Consider the following 24,047-nt stretch of genomic DNA (forward strand, 5'->3'; position numbering starts at 1 on the left):
ATTTTAATTTAAATTTAAACATATTTTTTTAACAAAAATTTTGCCAGTTGATAAAAGTCTATTAAATTTGTAGACTAATAAAACAAAATATTATGTCAATAAAACTGGGAGACACCGCACCGGATTTTAAAGCAGATTCATCTTTGGGGGAAATTAATTTTTACGAATTTCTTGGAGATTCCTGGGGAATTTTATTCTCGCATCCTGCAGATTTCACACCGGTCTGCACCACAGAATTAGGTTTTACCTCCAAACTGAAATCAGAATTTGAAAAGAGAGATACAAAAGTGATTGCGCTGAGTGTTGACAATGTAGAAGATCATAAAAAATGGATTTCAGATATTAATGAAACTCAAAATACCGATGTACAATTTCCGATTATTGCAGATCACGAAAGAAAAGTGTCAGAACTGTATGATTTTATCCATCCAAATGCTTCTGCCACGGCTACTGTAAGATCTTTACTGATTATTGATCCAGCAAAAAAAGTAAGATTAATTATCACTTATCCTGCTTCTACCGGAAGAAATTTTGATGAAGTTTTAAGAGTTTTAGATTCTCTGCAACTCGTTGATAATTACAAAGTGACTACTCCGGCGAACTGGAAAAATGGTGATGAAGTGATTGTGCCACCAGCAATTTCTACGGAAGATGCTAAAGAATTATACCCTAAAGGTGTGAGAGAAGTGAAGCCCTATCTGCGTTTTACACCTCAACCCAATATTTGATTTTGGATTTTTTATTTATTTATATAGTTTAGTTTAATTGCAAAGAATCCGTCTCACAACAAAATTTGAGGCGGATTTTTTATTTCAGTAAAATGTATATTATTTTGGAAAATAGAAAAAGTTGTCCTCTTTAGGCAACTTTCTTTCTTAGATTGTGTGCTAAAGCGTGTAAACCGAACTCCAATTCTACTTTTTTCAGACCTTTGAGGGTAAACCGCTTAAAATTATTGCAATGTTTGAGATGTGCAAACACAGGTTCTACTTCAACCGAGCGTTGTTTTCTTTTTTTAATGCCTTTTTCACTGTTTAAAAGCTTTCGTATTTTCTCTTTGTAATCTTCCAAATGATGGTTCCGTTCGATGCTTCGGTTTTCTTTGGAACTGTGGCAAACGCCTCTAATTGGGCATCCATAGCAGTTTTTAGCCTGATAATGGGAGAGCTTTTGAGGATAACCGGTCTTGGTTTTGCGCGTGCTTTCGTGCGTTTTTTCCATCTTTTGTCCCATCGGACAGATATAAAAATCGCCTTCCCCGTTGTAATGCAGATTTTCTTTGCTGAAAGTCTTGTGTTTCGCCTGATAATGGGCATTCTGCTCTTTGTCGAAAGTATTGTATTTTACAAATGGTGTAATATTGTTCTGTTCCAATAATTCGTAGTTCTGCTCGCTTCCGTACCCCGCATCGGCAGTGAGTTCTTCCAACTCTTCCATTCTTTTTTTACCAAACAATTTCTCAAAATTTTCCAAATGACGCTCCAAAGTATTGATATCATTGGTTTGCTGATGGATGGTATAATTGACGATGATTTGATTTTGACTTCGTCGAATCTTCGATTTCTGTGGAAATCTGTGCATTATAAGCCGGTTTGAGCTGTCCATTCATCATGTGATCGTCCTTCATTCTCATGAAAGTAGCATCTTCATCGGTCTTGCTGTAGGAATTCCGCTCTGCTAAAATAGCTTCCTGAGCTTCGTATTTATCGAGGTTTTTCTCAAAATTGTTTTTAATGTAATTCAGTTTGGCTTTGGCTTTTTTGTCGGAATCGGTTTTACCCCCGCTGCCTTTTAATTTGGCATTGATATTTTCTGCCGTTTGCCGGATTTTTTCTTTGCTGATCTCTTTGAACTCCGGCGGTTCAGGGTCTTTATCTTCTTCCTTTGCCACACTTTGAGCGTATTTCCAGAGCTCTTCCAGTTGACGAAGCATTTTTTCTTTGTTGGTTTTGATGGAATTTGCCCAGACAAAAGTGTAGCGACCCGCCTGTGCTTCAATTTTGGTTCCGTCTACAAACACCTGTTTCAGGCTCACCAAACCTTCTTCTGCCAAAAGCAAAACCACCTGGGAGAAAATATTTTTGAAGGCGGCTTCAAGTTTATGGGCACGAAAACGGTTCACGGTATTGTGATCTACAATACTCATGTTGGAGAGCCACATGAAGTTGATGTTTTCACGAAGCGCTTTTTCGATTTTCCGCGATGAATAAATATTGTTCATATACGCAAAAACCATCACCTTGAGCATCATCACAGGGTGATAACTGGGATTTCCTTCTTTACTGTAAGCTTTCAGGAGCGGGTCAATGTTTACCTTCTCCAAAATATCATTAACGATCCGAACAGGATGATTTTCGGGAATCAAATCCTCAAAACTATAAGGAAACAAAACCAACTGATTTTGATTATAATGCTTGAAATTCATAAACAACTATCTGATTATCAGATATAAATATACGAAATCCTGCAATAATTACCAAAAAAAACCGCCTCAGTTGTGAGACGGATTCTTTATATTTGTTAAATTGTACAACTTAGTTTTTAACGTCATTGATCACTTCTCTACCTTTTGAAGTTGGTAAGAAAATACTGAAACCTACGTTAAAAGTAATTGCAGAATTCAAGCCTTCGTTCCCGAAACCTGCCTGTCCTTGGTATTTTACTAAACCTTCAAGACCAATATTTGGTGTGATGAAGTAAGAATAACCAGGTCCAACACCGAAGTCAAGACCAGTAGTTGAGTTAGAGTTTTCAACATTTCTACCTCCGATACCTACGTTACCTTCGAAGAACCAACGACCGTGGTTTAACAAATTATCCACTCCTTTTTCACCTGGAGAAAGATAATATCTTCCCAAACCACCTACTCCATAGTCAAATGCTGTAGGACTTCCGTTTGTAACTTTGCTAATTCCTAAATTTACGTATCCACCCACTGCAACATTGTCAGCAACAAAATATGCAGCCTTTGGAGTAAGTTGGATATTGTAACCACCACCAGTATTCAGTCCGAAATTACTTGAAAGTAGACTACTACCTACTAACCAGTTTCCTTCCTGTATTTGCGCATTGGCATTTGATGTAAGACCTGCAACTGCCAACAGTCCTGTAAAGATCAGCTTTTTCATAATATTATATTTAATAGTTAATTTTTGATTATAAATTAGCTATTCCAATAAATATGCCATGAGAAGTTAACATGTTTTATATCATGGTCAGGATAATTGCAATGATCAGGCCTGCAACTGCAAATTTCACTCCCCTTTTAAAAGCTTTTGTCTTTGGATTAAACATCCAGAAACTTGATACCACAAAGAAGAAAAGGCAAAATCCAAAAAAAGTATTTAACGGAGAAAGTGTATCTGCAGATTTTGCCTTATGAAGTTTTGCCATTTTATCTAAGACAAAAGGCAGTTCCATTTTAGAATATTTTGCCACACCCGTGGAAGCATTGTAAGTTCCTTCTTTAAAATGACTTATATTTCCGACCGTTTTTATGATTTCAAAGTTTTTCAGTTTCAGTTCTTTTTCAATTCCTTTTTCGTCGAGATCTTTGGCAATGGTCTTTTCATATTTCTTTTCCTGCTTCAGAAAATCGGTATCTCTGTAAACGAGCAGCATTCCGCTCACGGCATAAACCGCCATGATTCCAGCCATAAAATAGCCTAAATAGCGGTGAATGATTCTCATAAAACTGCGTGTATCTTTGATTTTGTCCATGTAAAAATTATAAAGTGCAAAAATGCGATAAAGCAACAAATTCTGAAAGCTTATTTTTATTAATTCTTAATTAAATTTTTATGTTTTAAATAGAATTAATGACTTACCGAAAGAAAATTTAAATCTTATATTTGATAAAAATTAAATTATGCAACTTGTAAAAGTAGGTTTATGCGCCTTCGGAATGAGCGGAAAAGTATTTCATGCACCTTTTCTGAAGCAACATCTTGGTTTTTTTCTCTCTGCAATTGTAGAAAGATCCAAAGAAGAGTCTAAAGAGAAATATTCTGATGCTGTAATCTATCGCTCAGTAGAAGAAATGCTGCAGAATGCAGAAATTGATTTGGTAGTAGTCAATACTCCGGTTCAGACTCATTTTGAATATGCAAAACTCGCTTTGGAAGCCGGAAAAAATGTTATTGTAGAAAAACCTTTTACTGTGAATGCCACAGAAGCTGAAGACCTTGCAAAACTGGCAGCTGAGAAAAATCTTTTTATAAGTGTCTATCAAAACAGGAGATTCGACAGAGATTATATTCAGGTGCAGAAGATTTTGAATGAAAAAGTTTTAGGAAATATAAAAGAAGTCGAAATTCGTTTTGACAGGTTCAGAACTGAAGCAAGTGCGAAACTTCATAAGGAAGATCCCAATCTTTCAGGTTCAGGCTCAGTACACGATCTTGGTGCACACCTCATCGATCAGGCGGTTCAGCTTTTTGGTCAGCCTGAAAAAGTTTTTGCCGATGTATTTTCGATGAAGGGAAATGATTTTGCCAATGATTATTTTGAAATTCTTTTCTATTACGAAAATGAATTACGACTTCGTTTGAAATCTTCAGTTTTCACAAAAGAAGATCATTATGCCTACAAAATTTTCGGGGACAAAGGTTGTTTTCTACAGCAAAGATCAGATGATCAGGAAAATCAACTCGTTGCAGGAGCAGTCCCTGAATACGGAAAAGAATGGACTGCCCCACTCGGTTCTGCAGACGGAATTTTAAATATTTTTAATGAAAATTTAGAAACAGAAAGGGTTTTGACTTCAAGTGAGGCTGGAAATTATATGAATTACTATCAGAATATTTACGAGCACATTGTTTTCGGATATTACCTGCCATCACCAGCCGAAGAAGTTGTAGTCAACATGAAAATCATCGACGCAGCTATGGAAAGCTCAGAGCAGGGAAAAATTATTTATTTAAATTTTTAATATCTTAAAATTAAAGTATGCAAAAAAGAAGTTCAAGTTTCACAGTGCTCGGTTTACTGTTTGTCATCATCGGAATTACACTGATGGAGGATAATATTTATTTAAAGTATGGATTTTTAGTTCTTGGAATTGCATTTCTTTCATACAGCATTTTTACGATGGTTAAAAAGAAATAACAAGTATAAAAAAGAGCTGTTCATCAAATGTTCAGCTCTTTTATCTTATTTTTTATGAAGCATTCTTAAAGCAAAGCTGATCTTAACCATCCTTCAATACTTATAAGCCTTAATGGTTCAAATTAAAAATTCTGATTATTCTTCCTGAAGCTCAAGCCATCTCATTTCATGATTCTCCAGTTTTTGAGAAACATGTTCCAGATTGGCTGAAAGTTTTGAAATCTTATCGTAATCAGATTCGTTGCTCAGCTCATCCAGAATGGCCGCTCTTTTAGATTCCAGTTCAGGAATTTCTTTTTCGATCGTTTCCAGTTCGCGCTGTTCTTTAAAAGAAAGTTTCTTTTTAACGGGAAGCTGGGAGCCGGGAGCTTGAAGAATCGTCTCAACTTTTTTAGCAGGTTCCTGTTTCTGAACAGCGGCTTCCGTCTTCTTGCTTCCCTCTTCCTGCTTCTTACTTCCCTCTTCCATCTTCTTATTTTCTCTGTATTCTGAAAAGTTTCCAATGAAATCTTTGATTTTACCTTCTCCTTCAAATGCCAGAACATGGTCAACAATTCTGTCCATAAAATACCTGTCGTGAGAAACGATAATTAAACTTCCCTGAAAATTCAAAAGAAAATTCTCCAAAACCGTCAATGTAGGAAGGTCAAGGTCATTAGTAGGCTCATCAAAAATCAAGAAATTAGGATTTTGATATAAAATATACATCAAATGCAGTCTTCTTTTTTCTCCACCTGAAAGTTTAGAGATCGGCGAATACTGCGTCTGATCATCAAATAAGAATAATCTCAAAAACTGAGATGCCGTAATAGTTCTGCCGTTTGCCAAAGGGAAATTCTCTGAAATATCTTTAATGAAATCAATGACACGTTCTTCCTCTTTATATTTTAAACCTTTCTGAGAAAAATATCCGAATTTAATGGTTTCACCAGTTTCAATCTCTCCGGAATCTTTCGGTTCAAAACCTTGGATAATATTTAATAAAGTAGATTTTCCGGCTCCGTTTTTCCCTACAATTCCTACTTTTTCGCCTCTTTGGAAAGAATAACTGAAGTCTTTCAGCAACAATTTATCTCCATAACTTTTAGAAATATCTTTCAGTTCCAGAATTTTATTGCCCAACCTTTTCATTTCAAAATCAAGCTCCAATTTTTCTTTTCGGGTATCGGTTTTTGCGACTTTTTCGGTTTCATAGAAATCTTCCTGTCTGGATTTTGATTTTGTAGTTCTTGCTTTCGGCTGTCTTCTCATCCACTCCAATTCTTTTCTGTAAAGGTTTTGAGCTTTGTCGATCGTAGAGTTCATATTATCCTCACGAATCATTTTATTCTCCAGATAAGTTGCATAAGCACCTTGATGAACGTATAGATTCTGATCTTCCATTTCCCAGATAATTCCGCACACAGCATCGAGGAAATAACGGTCGTGAGTAACGAGAAGAAGTGTGATTTTTGCTTTATTCAAATAGCTTTCAAGCCATTCTACCATTTCCACATCGAGGTGGTTGGTAGGCTCATCCATAATCAAAAGCGTGTGACGGTGCTCGGCTCTGGTTTCTGTTAAAAGTTTTGCCAATGCAACACGTTTGATCTGTCCACCGGAAAGCATTCCCATTTTGGCGGTCAAATCTGTGATTTTAAGCTGAGAAAGAATCTGGCTCATTTCATTTTCAAGATCCCACGCTTTGTGAATTTCCATTTCAGCCAATGCTGTTTCCATTTCATCCGGATCTCCCGAAAGTAAGGCGTGATGGTATTTTTTTAAAGCTAAAATAGGAGCAGAATCTAAAGTCATCATGAATTCCTCAATCGAGAGATCAGATTCAAAATCGATTTCCTGATCAAACAAAACCACCTGAATATCTTTATTGATCACAATATTTCCGCTGTCTGCAATCTCTTTTCCCATCAAAATCTTGAGCAAAGTAGATTTTCCACTGCCGTTTTTGGCAACGATGGCTATTTTGTCACCTTCATTGACGTGAAATGAGACATTTTTAAACAAAGTTTTGATGCCATACGATTTGGTAAGGTTTTCGACAGAAACGTAATTCATTATAATGTGAAGCTTTTGATTGAAGTTGAATCGAGCGGCAAAAGTACAAAATTTAAACCTTAAAAATATGATAGCAAAATTACGGGCTGTTCCCAGAAAAAGATATTGGGATTATTTCATTTTAGTATCAAGATTTCTTTTGGCTTACACGTTTATTCACTATGGTTATAGCAAATTCACAAATGGCGGTCAGTTTGGAATTACAGCTGCAGAAATGAGCAAGCCTCTAAAAGATTTACAACTGTTTCAGGTAATGTGGTATCTTTTTGATCATAATCCATTTAAAATAACTGTAGGAATTCTCCAAATTGTGACAGGGTTGCTGTTGCTTTTTGAATCTACTGCAATCCTTGGCGTTATTTTTTTTATTCCTATAGCAGCAAATATTGTATTAATGGACATCAGCTTTATGAATAGTGCGATGGGAAATGCCTTTACTTTCAGATTTGCATTTTATTTTATTCTCTGTTTTGCTATTTTTTGGAATGATAAAGAACGGATAAAAATCATTTGGACTGCAATGATCAAAAAATTTGCCTGGAAACGCAAATTTCCTTGGATCATGTATGCTTTGGTGCCGGTTTTTGCTATTTTACTTTCGATAGTATCTGCTGTTCCCAACGTGATATATTACTACATTATCTTTCCTGAAGATCTTCTTAAAATTTTTGATTTTTAAAATAAATTCATCTTTAATTTTAAAGTTTTAAATATTCTGATCAAATTTTTCACCGTATAAATTTTTAATGTAGATTTATGCGACAGATTTTTAAAACACAAAACTATGTTGCCAATCAATTTTTTCGCAATTATTACTGCTGCGCTTGTTCCTCTGATAATGGGATTTATCTGGTATCATCCAAAAGTTTTCGGAACAGCTTGGATGAAGATTGCAGGGATCAGTGAAGATAAAATAAAGAAATCGAATATGGGTTTGATCTTTATTCTATCCATATTTCTGTCAATTCTTATCGGAATGTTTCTGCAGTTTGTAACCATTCATCAGTTTGGAGCTTTGGGCATGATCGGTGGTGATGAAACTCTTGCCAAAACTTCTTACACTACATTTATGAATGAATACAGAATGGCCTTCAGATCCTTTGGTCACGGTGCTTTGCATTCTTTTATGACAGGGATTTTCTTCGTTTTTCCGCTTTTCGGAATCAATGCTGCATTTGAAAGAAAATCATGGAAATATGTTTTGTTGAATGCCGGTTACTGGACGATTACAATTACCATCATGGGCGGAATTATCTGCGGCTGGTATGCTGTTGACGGATTTAATCTTACCTCTCCGAAATAATTTACAATTAAAATAAAAGGTTACTTTTGTAGCCTTTTTTTATGGATTACACTTTTAAAATCTATCAGTCAGCAAAAGAGCTTCCCATGGATTGGGAAAACATTATAGCTCAACACAATACACTTCTTTCAAGACCTTATTTTGAAGTGCTTGAAGATGCAAAACCGGAAAATATGGAGTGTTTTTTCGCTGCATTTTTTTCCGGTGAAATTCTGATTGGTGGAGCGTTATTCCAATATTTAAGTTTTACGCATCATCAGACTTTTCAAAAAGGCGAAATCTATTGTGATGTTAAAAATTATTTAGCCAAAAAATTCAGTAAAGACGTTTTATTTGTAGGAAATAATATGCTTACCGGACAGAATGGTTTTTATTTTGACAGCACAAAAATCAGCACAAAACAGGCATCTTTTTTACTGGGCGAAGCGACAGAATATATGCAGAAGACTTACAGAAAGTCGTCTTTGATCATTTATAAAGATTTCCAGAGCAAGTTTATCGAACTTTTTCAGAGTAAAAATCACGACAAATATTTCAGGTTTTCTGTACAGCCGAATATGATGTTGAAACTTAAAGATTCATGGGGAACTTTCGATGATTATTTAAATGATTTTTCAACCAAATACAGAAGCAGAGCCAATACGGCGAGAAAAAAATCAAAGGAAATAGAAAAGAAAGAATTAGATTTAAATGAAATTAAAAAACACAGCGAACGAATCAATTTTCTCTATCAAAATGTAGCTGATAACGCACCCTTCAATACATTTTTTCTTCCTGAAAATCATTTCTACAGACTCAAAGAATCAATGGAAGACAATTTCAGAGTTTTTGGATATTTCCTTCATGGTGAAATGATTGGTTTTTATACTTTAATTCTGAATAATGATGATGTTGATACTTATTTTTTAGGTTACGACAAAAACCTTCAGAAAGAAAAGCAAATCTACCTGAATATGCTTTTGGATATGGTAAAATTCGGGATTGATGAGAAGTTTTCAAGAATTATTTTCGGCAGAACAGCTTTAGAAATAAAATCCACCATCGGCGCCGAACCCTTTGAAATTTTCGGATTGATAAAACACAATAATTTCATGATCAATCCTTTTATGGAAAGAATTTTTCCTTCAATATCTCCAAAAACAGAATGGGTTCAGAGAAAACCATTTAAGTAAAATCAAAATACACGCGCTCACTTTGATGTGATTTTTTAGATTTTATTTAACGAAAACTCCTATAAATTTAATATCGTATTAAGAGCATTTCTAAACTGGAATATTGATTTTTGCATCAAACTTTTATTATGAAGAAACTCAATATTTTAATTCTGCTGTTGTCTGCGTTTTGGCTACAGGCTCAGATCGTTTCCGGAACTGTTTTGTCTAAAGAAGAAAACACTCCGATCCCTTACGTAAAAGTAGGTGTTGAAAAAGAAAACATTGGAATCATCAGTGATGAGAAAGGTCGGTTTTCTATTGATTTTTCAAAGGTAAACCCTTCTGCCAAAGTAAGAATTGATGTTGCAGGTTACGAAACTTATACAGAAAGTGTTGAGAATTTTCTAAAACAAAACGACCGAAAAATTTTTCTGAATGAAAAAATCAAAAATATTCAGGAAGTAAAGATTACACCTAAAAAATTCGTTGATAAAAACTGGGGCGTGAATACGAAAACGAAGAGTGTCATGTATTCTGTAAATCCAGAGTTAAGCAAAGATAATTTTTTAGGTGAAACCGCTCTGGAATTTAAGGCAAGCAAGAAATCCAAGATTAAAAACATTCATCTGAATATCGCAAGCATCACTGCTGACCGTCCCATCATCATGCGCTACACCATTTATAGTGAAAAAAATGGCATGCCGGGAGAAAGTATATTAGATGAAGAAATTACTGTCGAACTGACGAAGGATAAAATTATAGATGATACCTTTACTTTGGATGTCAATGACCAGAATATTTGGGTTCAGGGTAAATTTTTTGTCGGAATTCAGTTTTTAAAAGAATTTGAGGGAAGACTGAATATCAGTGCTGCACTTTTCAGAACCGGTTATCTCAGAAAATTTTACGGCAACTGGGAAAAAATAACTATGGCTGCCCCCGCGATTAACATTGATGTAAAAGTAGACAAAAACGGAAAAAATGAAATGCAGGAATCTGATGAAAATGATGGCCATCTTTCAAATCTTATTCCTGATGTAAGCAAATATCACATGGAAGCAGAACAGTCAATTTACGGGAAAAATACTTCTTCAGGAAAAGTTTTGAAACTGAAAGATGCAGATTTGTACTACGAAACTTATGGTGAAGGCGAGCCTCTGCTTTTGCTCCACGGAAACTCAGGGAGCATCAGGGATTTTTATCAGCAGATTCCTGAACTGTCGAAGTATTTTAAAGTGATAGCCGTTGACACCCGAGCGCAGGGAAAAAGTACGGACAAAACAAAAAAAGACTTTACGTACAAACTTTTCGCTGATGATATGAAGGCTTTGGTGGATGATTTAGGATTAAAAAAAGTAAACATTGCCGGCTGGAGCGATGGTGGAACTACAGGACTTGAGTTTGCGTTGAAATATCCTGAAAATCTGAATAAACTGATTACCATCGGAGCCAACGCCACCGTTGATGGAATCGATGATGAACTGATCACAACATTCAAATTGAATCTTAAAGCAATGCAGTTTGAAAATAATCCCCAGAAATTCAATGAACTGAGATTGCTTAAACTGATGTTGAAAGAGCCGAATATTTCGACCAGGGATTTAAATAAAATTCAATCTGAAGTTCTGGTGATTGCCGGAGAAAGAGATGTGATCAAGCCTGCCCATTCAGAGCTGATTTCAAAGGAAATCCCTAATGCAAAACTGAAAATCTATAAAGATGCCACGCACATGATTCCATTTGAAAATGCCGATGAGCTTAATAAAGATATCATTGAATTTCTGAAGAAATAATTCAATCCAAAGTCAAACTTTTCAGTGACCACAGGCTTCCGTTGTACAGATCCAGATCAACTTTGGTGTTGATGCCGTGCACGATTCCGTTTTCTGTAAATTGCCAGAAATCAAAATGATCATCGGGTGACGGTGTAGGAACATCGTTGTAATTGGCTAACCACAGCGGATAATCATCAAATTCACCTTTCAGAAAATCTTTGTAATAATGATAGTAGGTGTAAATAATGGGCTTTTTGCCGTACGTTTCTTCCACTATTTTACACCAGACTTTCAAATCTTCAACCAATTTTTCCTTAGATTTTTTCCTCGGAATTTTTTCAATATCTAAAATTGGAGGGAGATCGCCTGCTTCAAGTTTCACATTTTCAAGAAAGTTGTTCGCTTGTCTTACAGGATCTTCATCAGCGCGGTAAAAATGGTAAGCCCCACGGATCAGTTCATGCTTTTTAGCCTGCTCCCAAAAATCATTGAAATGTTTATCAGCATTGCGGTTTCCCATCGTAGCTCTCATCACAACAAATTCTAAAGGAATGGTTTTATTGCCAATACTTAAACTGTCCCAAGTAATATCTTCTTTGTTTTGATAGTGCGAAATATCAAGCCCGTAAGTTTTATCTAAATTTTCGCTGATGATTTTCTGAATTCTCGCTGCTTCACGCTCAGAATTTTTAAGTTTTTTGTGAGCCGTTTTATTAAAATACAGAGCATAATAATAAGAGATTTTCTGTTTTAGAAAAAAACCGGTTCCCAAAAGCGTCAACACAAGCACAGCCAGCACCATAATCCTGCGGAGATTGGCTCTTTTTCGGGTATTTTTATGACGTTTTGCGGCAACTTTTCTGGTGTATTTTTTTCTTTTCATCAGAGTACAAAACTAAGTTTTTTTGAAACTGAAACTATGCTTTGCAGTTCTAAAAAGTAACAAGAGTTTTCAAAGTGCAGAAATCTTTTTTTATTATGCAAAGTTATAAACTTGCACAGCGGATTATATTTATTTTTCATCAAGCAACTATGCAATTGAAGAAGGACTATTAATACCTGAATTGGCAGTAGATAAGCAATTTATGAACAAAAAAATCACTCATTCAAATAATTTTATTTGAAGTCTACAAAACTATTATCCCAAAGATCTTTATTAAGATTAAAAAAAAGCATTTTAACTTCCAAATGAAATCTCTTATTATTAGCATCTTTTTCATTCGGGTTGTTAATATTAATAAATCTAATAACGCCGCTATCACATTCTCTATAAATATCAACAACATCAAATTTTCCAAAATGGTAAGTGTATAAGATACCATTTCCTAAATTTATATCTGGTGCTTTATTATTCTTAATCTCTTGTAAAGATGTATTTCTATAATAAAAACCTAATAGATTATTATATATGCTCATATTAGTGTACATAAATAAAAATTGCTCATTAAAAGGTTTGTTAATAGTAGATGTTAGAATTTTATTAATATCTTTTGTTTTAAAATAAATATAATCCTTTTTTACCTTATTATACCTATAATCTCCTGGAGTAATAAATTGTAAATTCTCATTAGAAAATTTCAATTGATAAGCGTAATATTCTCCTTCATGAATGATGGGAGGAGTTTGTTTTAAATAATAATAATTCTTACAGTTTTGCATCAAAAAACAAGAAATAATTATTATTGATTTGATTAGGATTTTAAAAATTCTATTATCGTTCATTGGCGTGTATAATTTTTGTACACTTGTATACATAACACTGCTAATATACAATTTCCACTCATTGTGACCATTTTATTAGAGGAGAAAATTTTGTAAAATCTCATATAAAAAGTTACAAGCAAGTAAAAAAACAGATTGTTAAATTATTGATTTTTCAGCCAAAATCCAAGCTCAAAAAGCAATTAAATCAGTACATTTGTTAGTATGGAAACAAGGGAGAAAATCATCATCATTGGAGGAGGTTTTGCCGGATTGCAATTGGCTAAAACACTGAACAACAAAAACAAAAAGGTCATCGTTCTCGACCGTGTAAACCATCACATGTTTCAGCCGCTCTTTTATCAGGTGGCGTGTGGGAGGATAGAACCTTCCAATATCTCGTTCCCTTTCCGTAAAATTTTTCAGCAGTCGAGAAATACCCAGTTCAGGCTGACTGAAGTGAAAGAAATTATTCCTTCTCAAAATAAAGTGATTACCGACGGAGCAGAATTCAGTTATGATAAACTGATTATTGCTACAGGCTGCAAAACCAATTTTTTCGGCAATAAAGAAATGGAGTCCAGAGCTTTTGGGATGAAAAATACGCAGGAAGCCATCAGCATCAGAAATCATGTTCTGATGACTTTTGAAAGATTAATTCTCGAAAAAAGCCGCAGCGACGATGGTGACTGGAACATCGTTATCGTAGGAAGCGGGCCCACCGGAGTTGAACTGGCAGGCGCTTTTTCTGAAATGAAAAAAGAGATTCTTCCCCGAGATTATCCTTACATGAATTTTGATAATCTTAAAATCATCCTCGTAAGTTCTACCGAAAAACCTTTGGCTGTGATGAGCGAGGAAGCTCAAACCCAATCTGAAAAATACCTCAAAGATCTCGGCGTAGATTTCCTGAGCGGCGAATACGTTACCGATTACGATGGCGACAGGGTTCACATGAAAAGTGGAAAACAGATTGCTTCCAATAACGTCATCTGGGCGGCCGGAGTTACCGGAAATATCATCGACGGATTTGAGCAGGAAAAAATCATCAGAAACAGATACATTACAGATAGATTCAATAAGATCAAAGGCTTTGATAATATTTATGCGATTGGTGATATTGCCTATATGGAAACGCCGAAATATCCGCAGGGGCATCCTCAGGTAGCGAATGTGGCAATCAATCAGGCAAAAAATTTAGGAAAAAATCTTCTGAAAAAAAATCAATCAGAATGGACTGAATATGAATACGATGACAAAGGTTCACTTGCGACAATTGGTAAGCACAGAGCTGTTGTAGATCTTCCGTTTATCAAATTTCAGGGTTTTCTTGCGTGGTATTTTTGGATGTTCCTTCACTTAATGCTAATTTTGAGCGTTAGAAATAAGCTTGCCGTCTTTTTTAACTGGATGTGGAGTTATTTTAACAAAGATTCGTCTCTAAGACTGATCATTTTATCCAATAAGAAAAACGGAACATTACAATGAGAATTGACATTATAAGCGTACTTCCCGAGCTCATGGAAAGTCCATTTCAAACATCTATCCTGAAAAGAGCTGTGGATAAAGGCATTGCCGAAGTTCATTTTCATCAGCTCCGCGACTGGTCAATCAACAAACACCGTCAGATCGACGATGAACCTTATGGCGGCGGTGCAGGAATGGTGATGATGATTGAGCCTATCGACAAATGCATTTCTGAACTGAAAGCTCAGCGTGATTACGACGAAGTAATTTATCTCACTCCGGACGGCGTTACTTTAAACCAAAAAATCGCCAATACACTTTCCATTAAAAACAATCTGATTTTTCTGTGCGGCCATTACAAAGGCATCGATCAGCGCGTGAGAGAACTTCATATCACCAAAGAAATCTCCATCGGTGATTACGTTTTGACGGGAGGGGAACTTGCTGCCTGCGTTTTGGCTGACTCTGTAATAAGACTACTTCCCGGTGTTTTGAATGATGAGCAAAGTGCGTTAACAGATAGTTTTCAGGATAATCTTTTGTCTCCGCCAATTTACACCAGACCCGAAGTTTATAAAGGTCTTGAAGTACCGAAAATTCTGTTGAGCGGGAATTCTAAAATAATTGAAGACTGGCGCTACGATGAGGCTGTACGCATCACCACAGAGAAAAGGCCTGACTTACTGTAGATTGCAAAATTCAAAATTTCAACAAGGTTTTAGTGTGAATTTTTTCATGCATTTATTTTACACCCTATTTTTTTGTGAATCAATGAAATATCATTATGCTTGCAATAGTTAACGTTAAAATATCAATTAAAATGACAATTCATCAAAAAAGTATTTGTATTTTTAACCACACAAATTTTTGAAAGGCTCAATAGAATATTAATTTTTTGCAAACAAATCAATGGAGATTTTTGCATTCTATAACGTTGAAAATTTGTTTTTACCGGATTCTAAGCCCAGCCACAAGTCTGAGAAAACCCAAAGTGGTCTTTTCAACTGGGATTTCAGGAAGTATCAGTATAAACTTAATAAAATTGCACATGCTTTTCGGCTGATCGAAGAGCAACATCATCAATTGCCTTTTATGATTGGTCTGGCCGAAATTTCCGGAGACCGTGTTCTGAAAGATCTGCTTCAGACAGAGCCCTTGCAGGGAAAATACGGAATCCTGCACTACAAATCTCTGGATGAAAGAAATGTAGACGTGGCACTTTTGTACGATCATTCAAAGATTAAAATTTTAGACTCCGAACCCATCACATTTTTCTTTGAAGAATCGGGTCTTGATGAAAAATATTATGATACTACGCGGGATGTGCTTTTCGCCAAAGTAAAATTTGAGGAAGAAATCATCAATGTTTTTGTCCTTCATCTCCCCTCAAAGAGAGAAAAAGACGTCAACAAACCAAAGCGGTCTTACATTTTGCAGGAATTAAAAAACAGAATTGATCAAATTTTTGAAAATTCGGGTGAAAAAGTAATTGTCTGCGGAGATTTCAATGAAAATCCGGATGATGAAGTGCTGGAAATCCTTTCAGGAAAGACCTTTCAGGAGAATGCGCTTACAAATCCTTTTCTGGAATTATTTTTTAACAAAAAATATTCTACCTTTCATTACAAAAGTGGTTTGCTATTTGATCAAATTCTACTATCAGGGAATTTTTTCAATCAGCAGGATCAGCTGCAGTTTGAGATGGCAGAAGTTTTTGATCATCATCAGCTGACAGTGAAATCCAGAACCTTTTCGGGAAGACCATTCAGGACTTTTGCCGGAACACGGTATCTGGGCGGTTACAGCGATCATTTTCCCGTTATAATTAAACTAAAAAACTAAAGTATAAATTAACATCATTTCTTAAAAACATTAAACTAAATCAAAAATGAAGAACGCTAACAATACAGACTACTATCTGGATGCCATCGACAAGCAGATTATTTATATGCTGATGGATAATTCCAAAACGTCGCTTGCACACATCTCGTCAAGAGTTGGGATTTCCACTACCGCAGTTCACCAAAGAATCAAAAAACTGGAGCACGCAGGTGTAATAGAAAGTACGATTTCTTTTTTAAATCCAAAAAAAATCGGTTTTAAAGTAGTTTCCTTCATTGGAATATTTTTGGATCAGCCAAGTCACTACGCAGATGTGGTAAAAGCACTGAAAGAAGTGAACGAAGTTGTGGAAGCACATTACACTACAGGAAATTATGCTGTGTTTATTAAATTGCTGTGCAAGGACAACGATCACCTGATGCAGATTTTAAGTAAACTACAGAAATTCAAGGGAGTAACACGTACTGAAACCTTTATTTCTCTTGAACAAAGCATCGCAAGACAGCTAAAAGTATAATTAATGAATATTGCAGATTTTTTAGATTCCACTTATCTTAAAACACCTCAGCAATCTGGCCTTTCTGAAGAAGAAACTCTTCAAAAAGATCTGGAACTTGCTGCAGAAGCAGTAGATAATGGCATTTTTGCCGTGATGATCAGACCCGAATACGTTTCAGAAATTAAAAAGTTTCTGAGCGATAAAAGTTCTGATGTAAAAGTTGGCACCGTAATCGGCTTTCATGAAGGAACGAATTCAGTTGAAGAAAAACTCGCTGAAGCCCGAAAAGCCATTGAAGATGGTGCCGATGAGCTTGATTTTGTGATCAATTACTCAGAATACATCAAAGCTAATTTTGATTTGGTGAAAACTGAATTTTTAGAATGCACAAAACTTTGCCTTCAACACGGGAAGATTACCAAATGGATTATAGAAATCGCAGCATTATCTGACGAGCAGATTGCAGATCTTACGAAGAGAATTTCAACATGGGCGGACGATAATTTTGACGAAAACAGTCTTTCAGCAATTTTTGTAAAATCTTCTACAGGATTTTTTGAAACCAAAGACGGAAAACCTAACGGCGCCACGTTTGAAGGCATCAAAATCATGCTTGATAATGCGGGAAAACTTCCTGTAAAGGCTGCCGGAGGAGTGAGAACTCATAATGACGCCGAAAAAATGATTAAGCTGGGCGTTCAGAGAATCGGAACCTCTTCAGCTTTGAGTTTGCTTAAAGACGAATCTTCCGAAGAAAATTACTAATGTTTATTTTAAAGATAAAGCTCCGAAGTTTAGATACTTCGGAGCTTTTTTATAGAATTTAGTTTCTATTTTTTGATAATAAATTTCTCTGAAATCTTTTCGCCATCGTCTGAAATCATTGTAAGTAAATAATTTCCATTGGTCAGAGTTTTTACATCAATTTTAGTTTCTCCGGCAAAGTTTCCTTTTAAAATTAATCTTCCTGAAGCATCGTACATTTCGTATTCTGCTTTTTGAGACGTCTTTTTTAAAGAAACATTAATAAAATCTGAAGCCGGATTAGGATAGATTGAATAATTTTTAATCGCAGTTTCAGTTGTAGATAGACCATTTTGGATACTGAAATTGGAAGAGTTCAAAGCATAGTAAATATTATTGTCGGCTTTAACCATAATTCTAGCAGAAGCAACATTTTCGTTAGGAATTGTCACACTCGCCGCTCCATTATTTGGAATGCCTGATGCCAAAACATTATTGAAATTCAAACCGCCATCCTTTGATAGATATATTGTAACAGTTTGGGTATTAATTGCACCAGCGTTTGTTCCTGCAACATTCCACGTTACATTAAGCGGATTTGAGGAACTGTACTGCGTGTTTATCGATTGAGAAGTCACAGTAAACGGCCCGTCGTTAGTCACATTGATGAGCATCGCATCATTTGCAGCCTGATTACCTGTTACTTTATTATCATTCACCAGTAATGAAAAATTAAGTGTTCTTGCAACATTTGGAGTCACTTCCCAGGTAGGCGTTAAATTATTTGCAACTACACTTGCCAAAGCTGGAAAATATCTTACCGGAGAAGCAGAAGGAGTACGTGAACGATATAGTGGTCCAACCGTGGAATTATTTACCGGAGGCTGTGTACTACTTTGATTATCATACTGTTCCCATAGGTACATGATAGGATCGTTATTCGGATCGCTACCTACTCCTGTAAGCATAAATGCTGTACCTTTCGGAATCGTGTAATCCAATCCTGCATTTGAAGTAGGAACACCATTGCCATTTGAAGTTTTTGCAGCACAGTCAGTAGATCTCGTGATCACAGCATACATCTGAACTACACTTGCAGCATGAAAATAAGGATCACTGTTTGCCTGGATATTGTTTGCTCCACAAATCCCCGCATACGCCATAATCGTGGTTCCACTGCCCGGTTCGTAAGCTGTGGGAGTACTTGCATTACCTGAGCAGGCACCGGTAGCTCCTCTGAAGGTATGCCCCGCACCAAACTGATGACCAAGTTCATGTGCTACATAATCAATATCAAAAGGATCTCCGATCGGTGCACCAGATCCTGTAACGCCGCGTGCTTTATTGCCAGCAACACAGACAACGCCTAACCCCGCCAGACCTCCGCTATTTGTACCAAACACATGACCAATATCGTAATTTGCTGAACCGATAACTGTATTTGTATTGGTCTGATTTTCATTAATCATCGTTCCTGGATTTCCGTTTGTAAATGGATCTGTAGATGCGTTGGTGTAAACGATAAGATTATTATTGCCAACCATCGTCATCGTTGTGGAAATTGTTTTTTCATAAATTCCATTTACCCTTGTCATTGTGGTTACCATAGCTGCCATTGCCAAAGGAACCGTTCCGCCATGAAAAGCTGTGTACTCACCTGTTGCTGATATTGCAATTCGGTAATTTCTGAATTGACCGTCAGCGACCAGCGCCGCTTTTTTTTCAGATGGATTGTTTTTTAGATTATCCAGTTCGTCTTCAACATGACATTCAAAAAGTCTGTTGTTGGCCGGAAGATCTGTTCTTTTGTATAAAATAAAGCTTGAAAGATCTTTTGTGTAGGGATCCAGATAGCTCACTTCACTTCCATCAAAATACATGATATTGATTCCTGTAGATGGTGAAACACTGAATCTGATCGAGTTTGACGGATTTTTTTTATCCCAGCCAAGATACGATCTGATTTCCGGAAATTTTGCCTGCAGCTCCGGTTCCATTACAGAAGCTTCCTGCACTATGTAATCTCTGATTTTCCCTTCAGAGTCAGGAAATTTAATGATCAGACTTTCATTTTCTGAAAAGCGTTGAGGTGCAATGGCTAAATCTTTTTTGAGTCGGTCAATATCTAAATTATACAGCTCATAACTCTTGGGCGTAACCCATCTTGGAGAAAGATTTTCTTTCGGAACATTCTCAATCCGTGATTTTGACCAGTAATTCTGCTGTGCGAAAACCGTGGAACCGGCAAAAAGGCACAGATTAAAGATAAATTTTGATTTCATATTTATTCTATAAAAGGTAATTATTAATTTTGAAAGACTAGAAAATAATCACAAAATTAATAAAATTTAACTAAAATTGTTTAAATATTTATAGAAATAGATTAAAATTTCATAATACACAACTCTTTAGATAATAATCTGCTTTTTTTTGATTATTATCACTTGTCTGGAGTTAAATTATTATTACTGAACTCAGAAATCCATAATCGAAATTTACAGTAAAGTCTTAGGTTAAAAAAAGAAAAAAAACCGCTTCAAAAATGAAACGGTTTCTGTTATTTTAAAATTTTAGTATTAAGCTAAAACTTCTTTTACTTTGTTTGCAGCTTCTTCCAAAGTAATTGCAGAGTGAATTGGCAATCCAGCTTCGTCAATTAATTTTTTAGCTTCTACAGCGTTTGTTCCCTGCAATCTTACGATCAATGGAACCGGAAGGCTTCCCATTGCCTTGTAAGCATCTACAACACCCTGAGCAACCCTGTCACATCTTACGATACCACCAAAGATGTTGATCAAAATAGCTTTCACGTTTGGATCTCTTAAAATAATTCCGAAAGCAGTCTGTACTCTCTGTGCATCAGCAGTACCTCCTACGTCAAGGAAGTTTGCAGGGTTACCACCAGATAATTTGATGATATCCATAGTTGCCATTGCAAGACCAGCACCGTTTACCATACATGCAACGTTACCGTCTAATTTTACGAAGTTAAGACCAGCTTCACCAGCCTCAACATCCAAAGGATCTTCTTCTCTTGTATCTCTCAACGCTTCAAGATCTTTGTGACGGAACAGTGAGTTACCATCCAAAGTTACTTTAGCATCTACAGCGATAATTTTGTTATCAGAAGTTTTCAAAACCGGGTTGATTTCAAAAAGAGAAGCATCAATTCCTACATACGCATTGTATAAAGAAGTGATGAATTTTGTGAATTCCTTGAAAGCATTTCCTTCAAGACCTAAATTGAAAGCAATTTTTCTTGCCTGGAAACCCTGAAGACCCAAAGTAGGATCAATCAATTCGTTGTGGATTAAGTGAGGTGTTACTTCTGCAACGTGCTCAATATCCATACCTCCTTCAGTAGAATATACAATTGTATTTTTCCCTTCAGCTCTGTCTAAAAGAATAGAAACATAAAATTCTTTAGTTTCTGATTCTCCAGGATAATAAACGTCTTCTGCAACCAATACAGAGTTTACCAATTTACCTTCAGCAGAAGTTTGTGGAGTGATCAACTGCATTCCGATGATGTTTCCTGCGTTTTCTTTAAGCTTATCCATGTTTGGAGAGAACTTTACACCACCACCTTTACCACGGCCACCTGCGTGAATCTGCGCTTTTACAACCCAAGCCTGAGCTCCGGTTTCAGCAGTCAATTTTTCTGCAGCTGCTACAGCTTCATCTACGTTGTTTGCAACGAAACCACGTTGGATAGCTACTCCATACTTTGATAAAATCTCTTTTGATTGATACTCGTGAAGATTCATATTATTTTATTATTTTATTTTAATATTTAAAGGTTGACAAATTTAATAAAAATGAACAAGGAAGGAAAATAAATTATGATACTTTTAAATGATTTAATTCCTTTGCCATCAAATTTATCTCATTTTAAAGATAAATCTACGGTTTAAACTGATCTCAAAAATATAAACTTTTCCAAATTAAAAAATTCTAATCATATTTTAATACTATTTTAATGTATAGTAATACTATCATTTAAAATAGTTGTGTATTTTTGTGGCATTAAAAACCGCAAAACATTATACATGAATTTTCAACTGAAATTCAAAGTAAACGACAAACTTTACCTGAAAGATCCCGAGAAGAGCGAGATCGGAAAATCTATTATTAAAAATGCCATTGAGCTTATTTTTGACATGGGCTTTGAACATTTTACATTCAAAAAACTGGCGGTAAAAATCAATTCTACAGAAGCCACGATTTACCGGTATTTTTCATCCAAATACAAACTGCTCACCTACATTCTCAACTGGTACTGGTCTTATCTTGAGTTTATTTCTGAACTTAAAACTTCGGAAATAAAAAAACCGCTGGAAAAACTTGAAAAAATTCTCGAAATCATCACGCATCACAACAACTCGTGCGATGAGGTAGATGATTATGACATTTCCAAACTTCACTCCATCGTTATTTCAGAAAGCAGCAAATCTTACCTTGTAAAAGAAGTAGACGAAATAAGCAAAGAAATGATTTTTAACCCTTTGGAAAGCCTCTGCAAATGCATTTCAAACATCATCATTCAGGCAAAACCGGATTTCCCCTACCCGCTTTCCATGGCAAGCACACTTCTGGAAACCGCCCACGACCAGCATTTTTTCAGTGAACATTTGCCTAATCTGACAGACAATCATCAGAACGCTGAGCATACTAACTACGTTCTCGGATATTTAAAACACATCACATTTAACCTTATTAAATAAGAAAGATGGCATTACGATCAGCAAGCGACCACAGCAAAAAACTGTTTCGCTACATCACGAAAGAAAAAAAAGACGTTTCAAACATATATTTTTACGCCATTCTCAACGGTTTGGTTTCACTGAGTATCCCGTTGGGAATACAGTCGATTATCAGCTTTGTCATGGGAGCCACGATGGCAACTTCCATTTATTTGCTCATCTTTTTTGTGGTTTTGGGAACTTTTCTGGTAGGACATTTCAGACTGAAGGTTTTCCAGATCATTGAAAAAATTCAACAGAAAATCTTCGTTGAATTTTCTATGGCTTTTGCAGAAAAACTGCCGCGAATTAACCTTTCAGAAACCAGAAAGTATTATTTACCTGAACTGGTTAACCGATTTTTTGATGTACAGAATCTTCAGAAAGGAATTTCAAAAATTTTACTGGAAATCCCGACAGCGCTTATCCAGATTGTCTTCGGAATTTTGCTGCTTTCCTTTTACCATCCGTGGTTTTTAGCATTTGGAGCATTGGTCATTATTTTGGTCGTTTTAATTTTCATTTACAGTATGGAAAGCGGAATTAAATCCAGCCTCGAAGAAAGTGACAAAAAATACGAAACCGCCGCGTGGATTGAAGATATTGCCGCATCTGTCAAGACTTTCAAAATGCATTCGGGTAAAAAAACGCATCTTCAGGGTACAGATTCAAGAGTTGTGGAGTATCTGGATCACAGGACTTCTCACTTCAAAATTCTTGTTTTTCAGTATAAAACAATCATCGCCTTCAAAGTGATTATCACGCTGGCAATTCTGGTTATCGGAACTTACCTGATGATTAACCAACAACTGAATATCGGTGCATTTATCGCTGCAGAAATCGTGGTACTTACGATAATGGCAGCAGTTGAAAAACTGATTGTAAGCCTTGAAAGTTATTACGACCTCATCGCCTCATTTGCCAAACTCTCGAAAGTGACAGAACTGAAAGAAGAAACCGACGGCGACATTGTACTTTCCCAAAAAGACAGAGGAATTGAAATTGAATTTAAAGATGTTGATTTCGCATTCAATGACACGCCTGCAATTTTATCAGACATCAATTTCAGGCTTAAAGAAAACAGTCTTACCGTCATCACCGGAAAAATGGGTACAGGGAAATCTTTGCTTCTCAATATGCTCGCAGGTTTTTACAAACCGAGTTCGGGAACGATACTTTTCGACAAAATTCCGCTGAAAAATTTAAATAAAACAGATTTCAGAAGCAATATCGGTCTGTACCTTGAAAACATGAAAGTTATTCAGGGAAGTGTATTAAAGAATATTCTTCTCGGAAATACTGACAGCAATACCGAAAGTATCCTTCAGCTATCGGAAAAACTCGGAATCGAGAGTATTTCAAGCAGCTTCAGCAACGGTTTTACAACGGAAATCAGCGATACAGATTCTGAACTGACCTTCAGTTCCAAAAAGAAAATCTTAATGCTCCGCTCTTTATTGGGCGAAAAACGACTGATCTTACTTGAAAATCCTTTGGCAGGAATGTCTGAAAATTTTCAGGAAAAACTCAGCGCATATCTTCAGGAACTTAAGCAAACCTGCACCATCGTCGTTGTTTCACCGGATAAAAATATGATCTACAATGCCGATCAGCACATTCATCTTGAAGACGGAAGTTTAAGTATTATTTCATAAAATT

The 24,047-nt window shown here is 35.9% G+C and carries 21 protein-coding genes and 1 pseudogene; 14 read left to right on the plus strand and 8 right to left on the minus strand.

The genetic code is table 11. The features are described 5' to 3' along the window. Positions 1-92 precede the first annotated feature (92 nt). Complete coding sequence (locus tag NG809_RS06305; RefSeq protein ID WP_262149061.1) at positions 93-728, plus strand: peroxiredoxin; 636 nt, start codon at positions 93-95, stop codon at positions 726-728. Between the two features lie 130 nt (positions 729-858). Here NG809_RS06305 and NG809_RS06310 read toward each other — a convergent pair. The 3 genes and pseudogenes from NG809_RS06310 to NG809_RS06320 form a co-directional block, all read right to left on the minus strand. Continuing rightward, positions 859-2,425: pseudogene (locus tag NG809_RS06310) on the minus strand (IS1182 family transposase). A 109-nt stretch (positions 2,426-2,534) separates the two neighbouring features. Further along, a complete protein-coding gene (locus NG809_RS06315; RefSeq protein WP_262149063.1) occupies positions 2,535-3,128 on the minus strand; it encodes a hypothetical protein in 594 nt (197 codons plus the stop codon). Between the two features lie 76 nt (positions 3,129-3,204). Next, entirely contained in the window at positions 3,205-3,720 is a 516-nt protein-coding gene (locus NG809_RS06320; protein ID WP_262149065.1) for a hypothetical protein, read from the minus strand. Positions 3,721-3,868: 148 nt separating this feature from the next. On the opposite strand from NG809_RS06320, the gene NG809_RS06325 reads away from it, so the two are divergent. Both NG809_RS06325 and NG809_RS06330 read left to right on the plus strand, forming a co-directional pair. Further along, complete coding sequence (locus NG809_RS06325) at positions 3,869-4,930, plus strand: Gfo/Idh/MocA family oxidoreductase (RefSeq protein WP_262149066.1); 1,062 nt, start codon at positions 3,869-3,871, stop codon at positions 4,928-4,930. 17 nt (positions 4,931-4,947) lie between these two features. Continuing rightward, positions 4,948-5,106, plus strand: coding sequence for a hypothetical protein (locus NG809_RS06330; protein WP_157844476.1), 159 nt, complete (start codon positions 4,948-4,950; stop codon positions 5,104-5,106). 135 nt (positions 5,107-5,241) lie between these two features. Here the strand turns inward: NG809_RS06330 and NG809_RS06335 are convergent, their stop codons facing one another. After that, positions 5,242-7,161 carry an ABC-F family ATP-binding cassette domain-containing protein gene (locus NG809_RS06335; RefSeq protein WP_262149070.1) on the minus strand — a complete coding sequence of 640 codons (1,920 nt, stop codon included), beginning with the start codon at positions 7,159-7,161 and terminating at the stop codon, positions 5,242-5,244. Between the two features lie 67 nt (positions 7,162-7,228). Here NG809_RS06335 and NG809_RS06340 point away from each other — a divergent pair, with 67 nt between their 5' ends. From NG809_RS06340 to NG809_RS06355, 4 genes are all read left to right on the plus strand, one after another. Next, positions 7,229-7,840, plus strand: coding sequence for a hypothetical protein (locus NG809_RS06340; RefSeq protein WP_262149072.1), 612 nt, complete (start codon positions 7,229-7,231; stop codon positions 7,838-7,840). 105 nt (positions 7,841-7,945) lie between these two features. Beyond that, the gene (locus tag NG809_RS06345) at positions 7,946-8,464 is read left to right on the plus strand and encodes a DUF1761 domain-containing protein (RefSeq protein ID WP_317619146.1); all 519 of its coding nucleotides are present in this window, start codon (positions 7,946-7,948) and stop codon (positions 8,462-8,464) included. Positions 8,465-8,505: 41 nt separating this feature from the next. Then, entirely contained in the window at positions 8,506-9,636 is a 1,131-nt protein-coding gene (locus tag NG809_RS06350; protein WP_262149074.1) for an 8-amino-7-oxononanoate synthase, read from the plus strand. Positions 9,637-9,764: 128 nt separating this feature from the next. Further along, on the plus strand, positions 9,765-11,411 hold the full coding sequence (locus NG809_RS06355) for an alpha/beta fold hydrolase (protein ID WP_262149075.1): 1,647 nt from the start codon (positions 9,765-9,767) through the stop codon (positions 11,409-11,411). 1 nt (position 11,412) lies between these two features. Here NG809_RS06355 and NG809_RS06360 read toward each other — a convergent pair whose 3' ends face one another. Next, positions 11,413-12,276 (minus strand): glycoside hydrolase family 25 protein, encoded by an 864-nt coding sequence (locus NG809_RS06360; protein ID WP_262149076.1) that lies wholly within the window; start codon positions 12,274-12,276, stop codon positions 11,413-11,415. Positions 12,277-12,509: 233 nt separating this feature from the next. Continuing rightward, a complete protein-coding gene (locus NG809_RS06365) occupies positions 12,510-13,115 on the minus strand; it encodes a hypothetical protein (protein WP_262149078.1) in 606 nt (201 codons plus the stop codon). Between the two features lie 204 nt (positions 13,116-13,319). Between NG809_RS06365 and NG809_RS06370 the strand changes: the two genes are divergently transcribed. From NG809_RS06370 to deoC, 5 genes are all read left to right on the plus strand, one after another. Beyond that, complete coding sequence (locus tag NG809_RS06370) at positions 13,320-14,582, plus strand: NAD(P)/FAD-dependent oxidoreductase (RefSeq protein ID WP_262149079.1); 1,263 nt, start codon at positions 13,320-13,322, stop codon at positions 14,580-14,582. Further along, positions 14,579-15,250 (plus strand): tRNA (guanosine(37)-N1)-methyltransferase TrmD, encoded by a 672-nt coding sequence (gene trmD, locus NG809_RS06375; protein WP_262149081.1) that lies wholly within the window; start codon positions 14,579-14,581, stop codon positions 15,248-15,250. The genes NG809_RS06370 and trmD overlap by 4 nt, the downstream gene beginning before the upstream one ends. A gap of 220 nt (positions 15,251-15,470) precedes the next feature. Beyond that, on the plus strand, positions 15,471-16,403 hold the full coding sequence (locus NG809_RS06380; protein WP_262149083.1) for an endonuclease/exonuclease/phosphatase family protein: 933 nt from the start codon (positions 15,471-15,473) through the stop codon (positions 16,401-16,403). Between the two features lie 46 nt (positions 16,404-16,449). Continuing rightward, the gene (locus NG809_RS06385) at positions 16,450-16,920 is read left to right on the plus strand and encodes an Lrp/AsnC ligand binding domain-containing protein (RefSeq protein WP_262149084.1); all 471 of its coding nucleotides are present in this window, start codon (positions 16,450-16,452) and stop codon (positions 16,918-16,920) included. Between the two features lie 3 nt (positions 16,921-16,923). Further along, entirely contained in the window at positions 16,924-17,667 is a 744-nt protein-coding gene (gene deoC / locus NG809_RS06390) for a deoxyribose-phosphate aldolase (protein ID WP_262149085.1), read from the plus strand. 65 nt (positions 17,668-17,732) lie between these two features. On the opposite strand, the gene NG809_RS06395 is transcribed toward deoC, so the two are convergent. Then, complete coding sequence (locus NG809_RS06395; protein ID WP_262149087.1) at positions 17,733-19,928, minus strand: reprolysin-like metallopeptidase; 2,196 nt, start codon at positions 19,926-19,928, stop codon at positions 17,733-17,735. A 294-nt stretch (positions 19,929-20,222) separates the two neighbouring features. Further along, positions 20,223-21,413, minus strand: a complete 1,191-nt coding sequence (sucC, locus tag NG809_RS06400) for an ADP-forming succinate--CoA ligase subunit beta (protein ID WP_262149090.1) — start codon at positions 21,411-21,413, stop codon at positions 20,223-20,225. Between the two features lie 282 nt (positions 21,414-21,695). Between sucC and NG809_RS06405 the strand changes: the two genes are divergently transcribed. After that, entirely contained in the window at positions 21,696-22,370 is a 675-nt protein-coding gene (locus NG809_RS06405; protein WP_262149092.1) for a TetR/AcrR family transcriptional regulator, read from the plus strand. 5 nt (positions 22,371-22,375) lie between these two features. Next, positions 22,376-24,043, plus strand: coding sequence for a peptidase domain-containing ABC transporter (locus NG809_RS06410; protein ID WP_262149094.1), 1,668 nt, complete (start codon positions 22,376-22,378; stop codon positions 24,041-24,043). Positions 24,044-24,047: the final 4 nt, after the last annotated feature.

It is taken from the genome of Chryseobacterium foetidum, from assembly GCF_025457425.1.
In the GTDB taxonomy this organism is placed as follows: Bacteria; Bacteroidota; Bacteroidia; order Flavobacteriales; family Weeksellaceae; genus Chryseobacterium; species Chryseobacterium foetidum.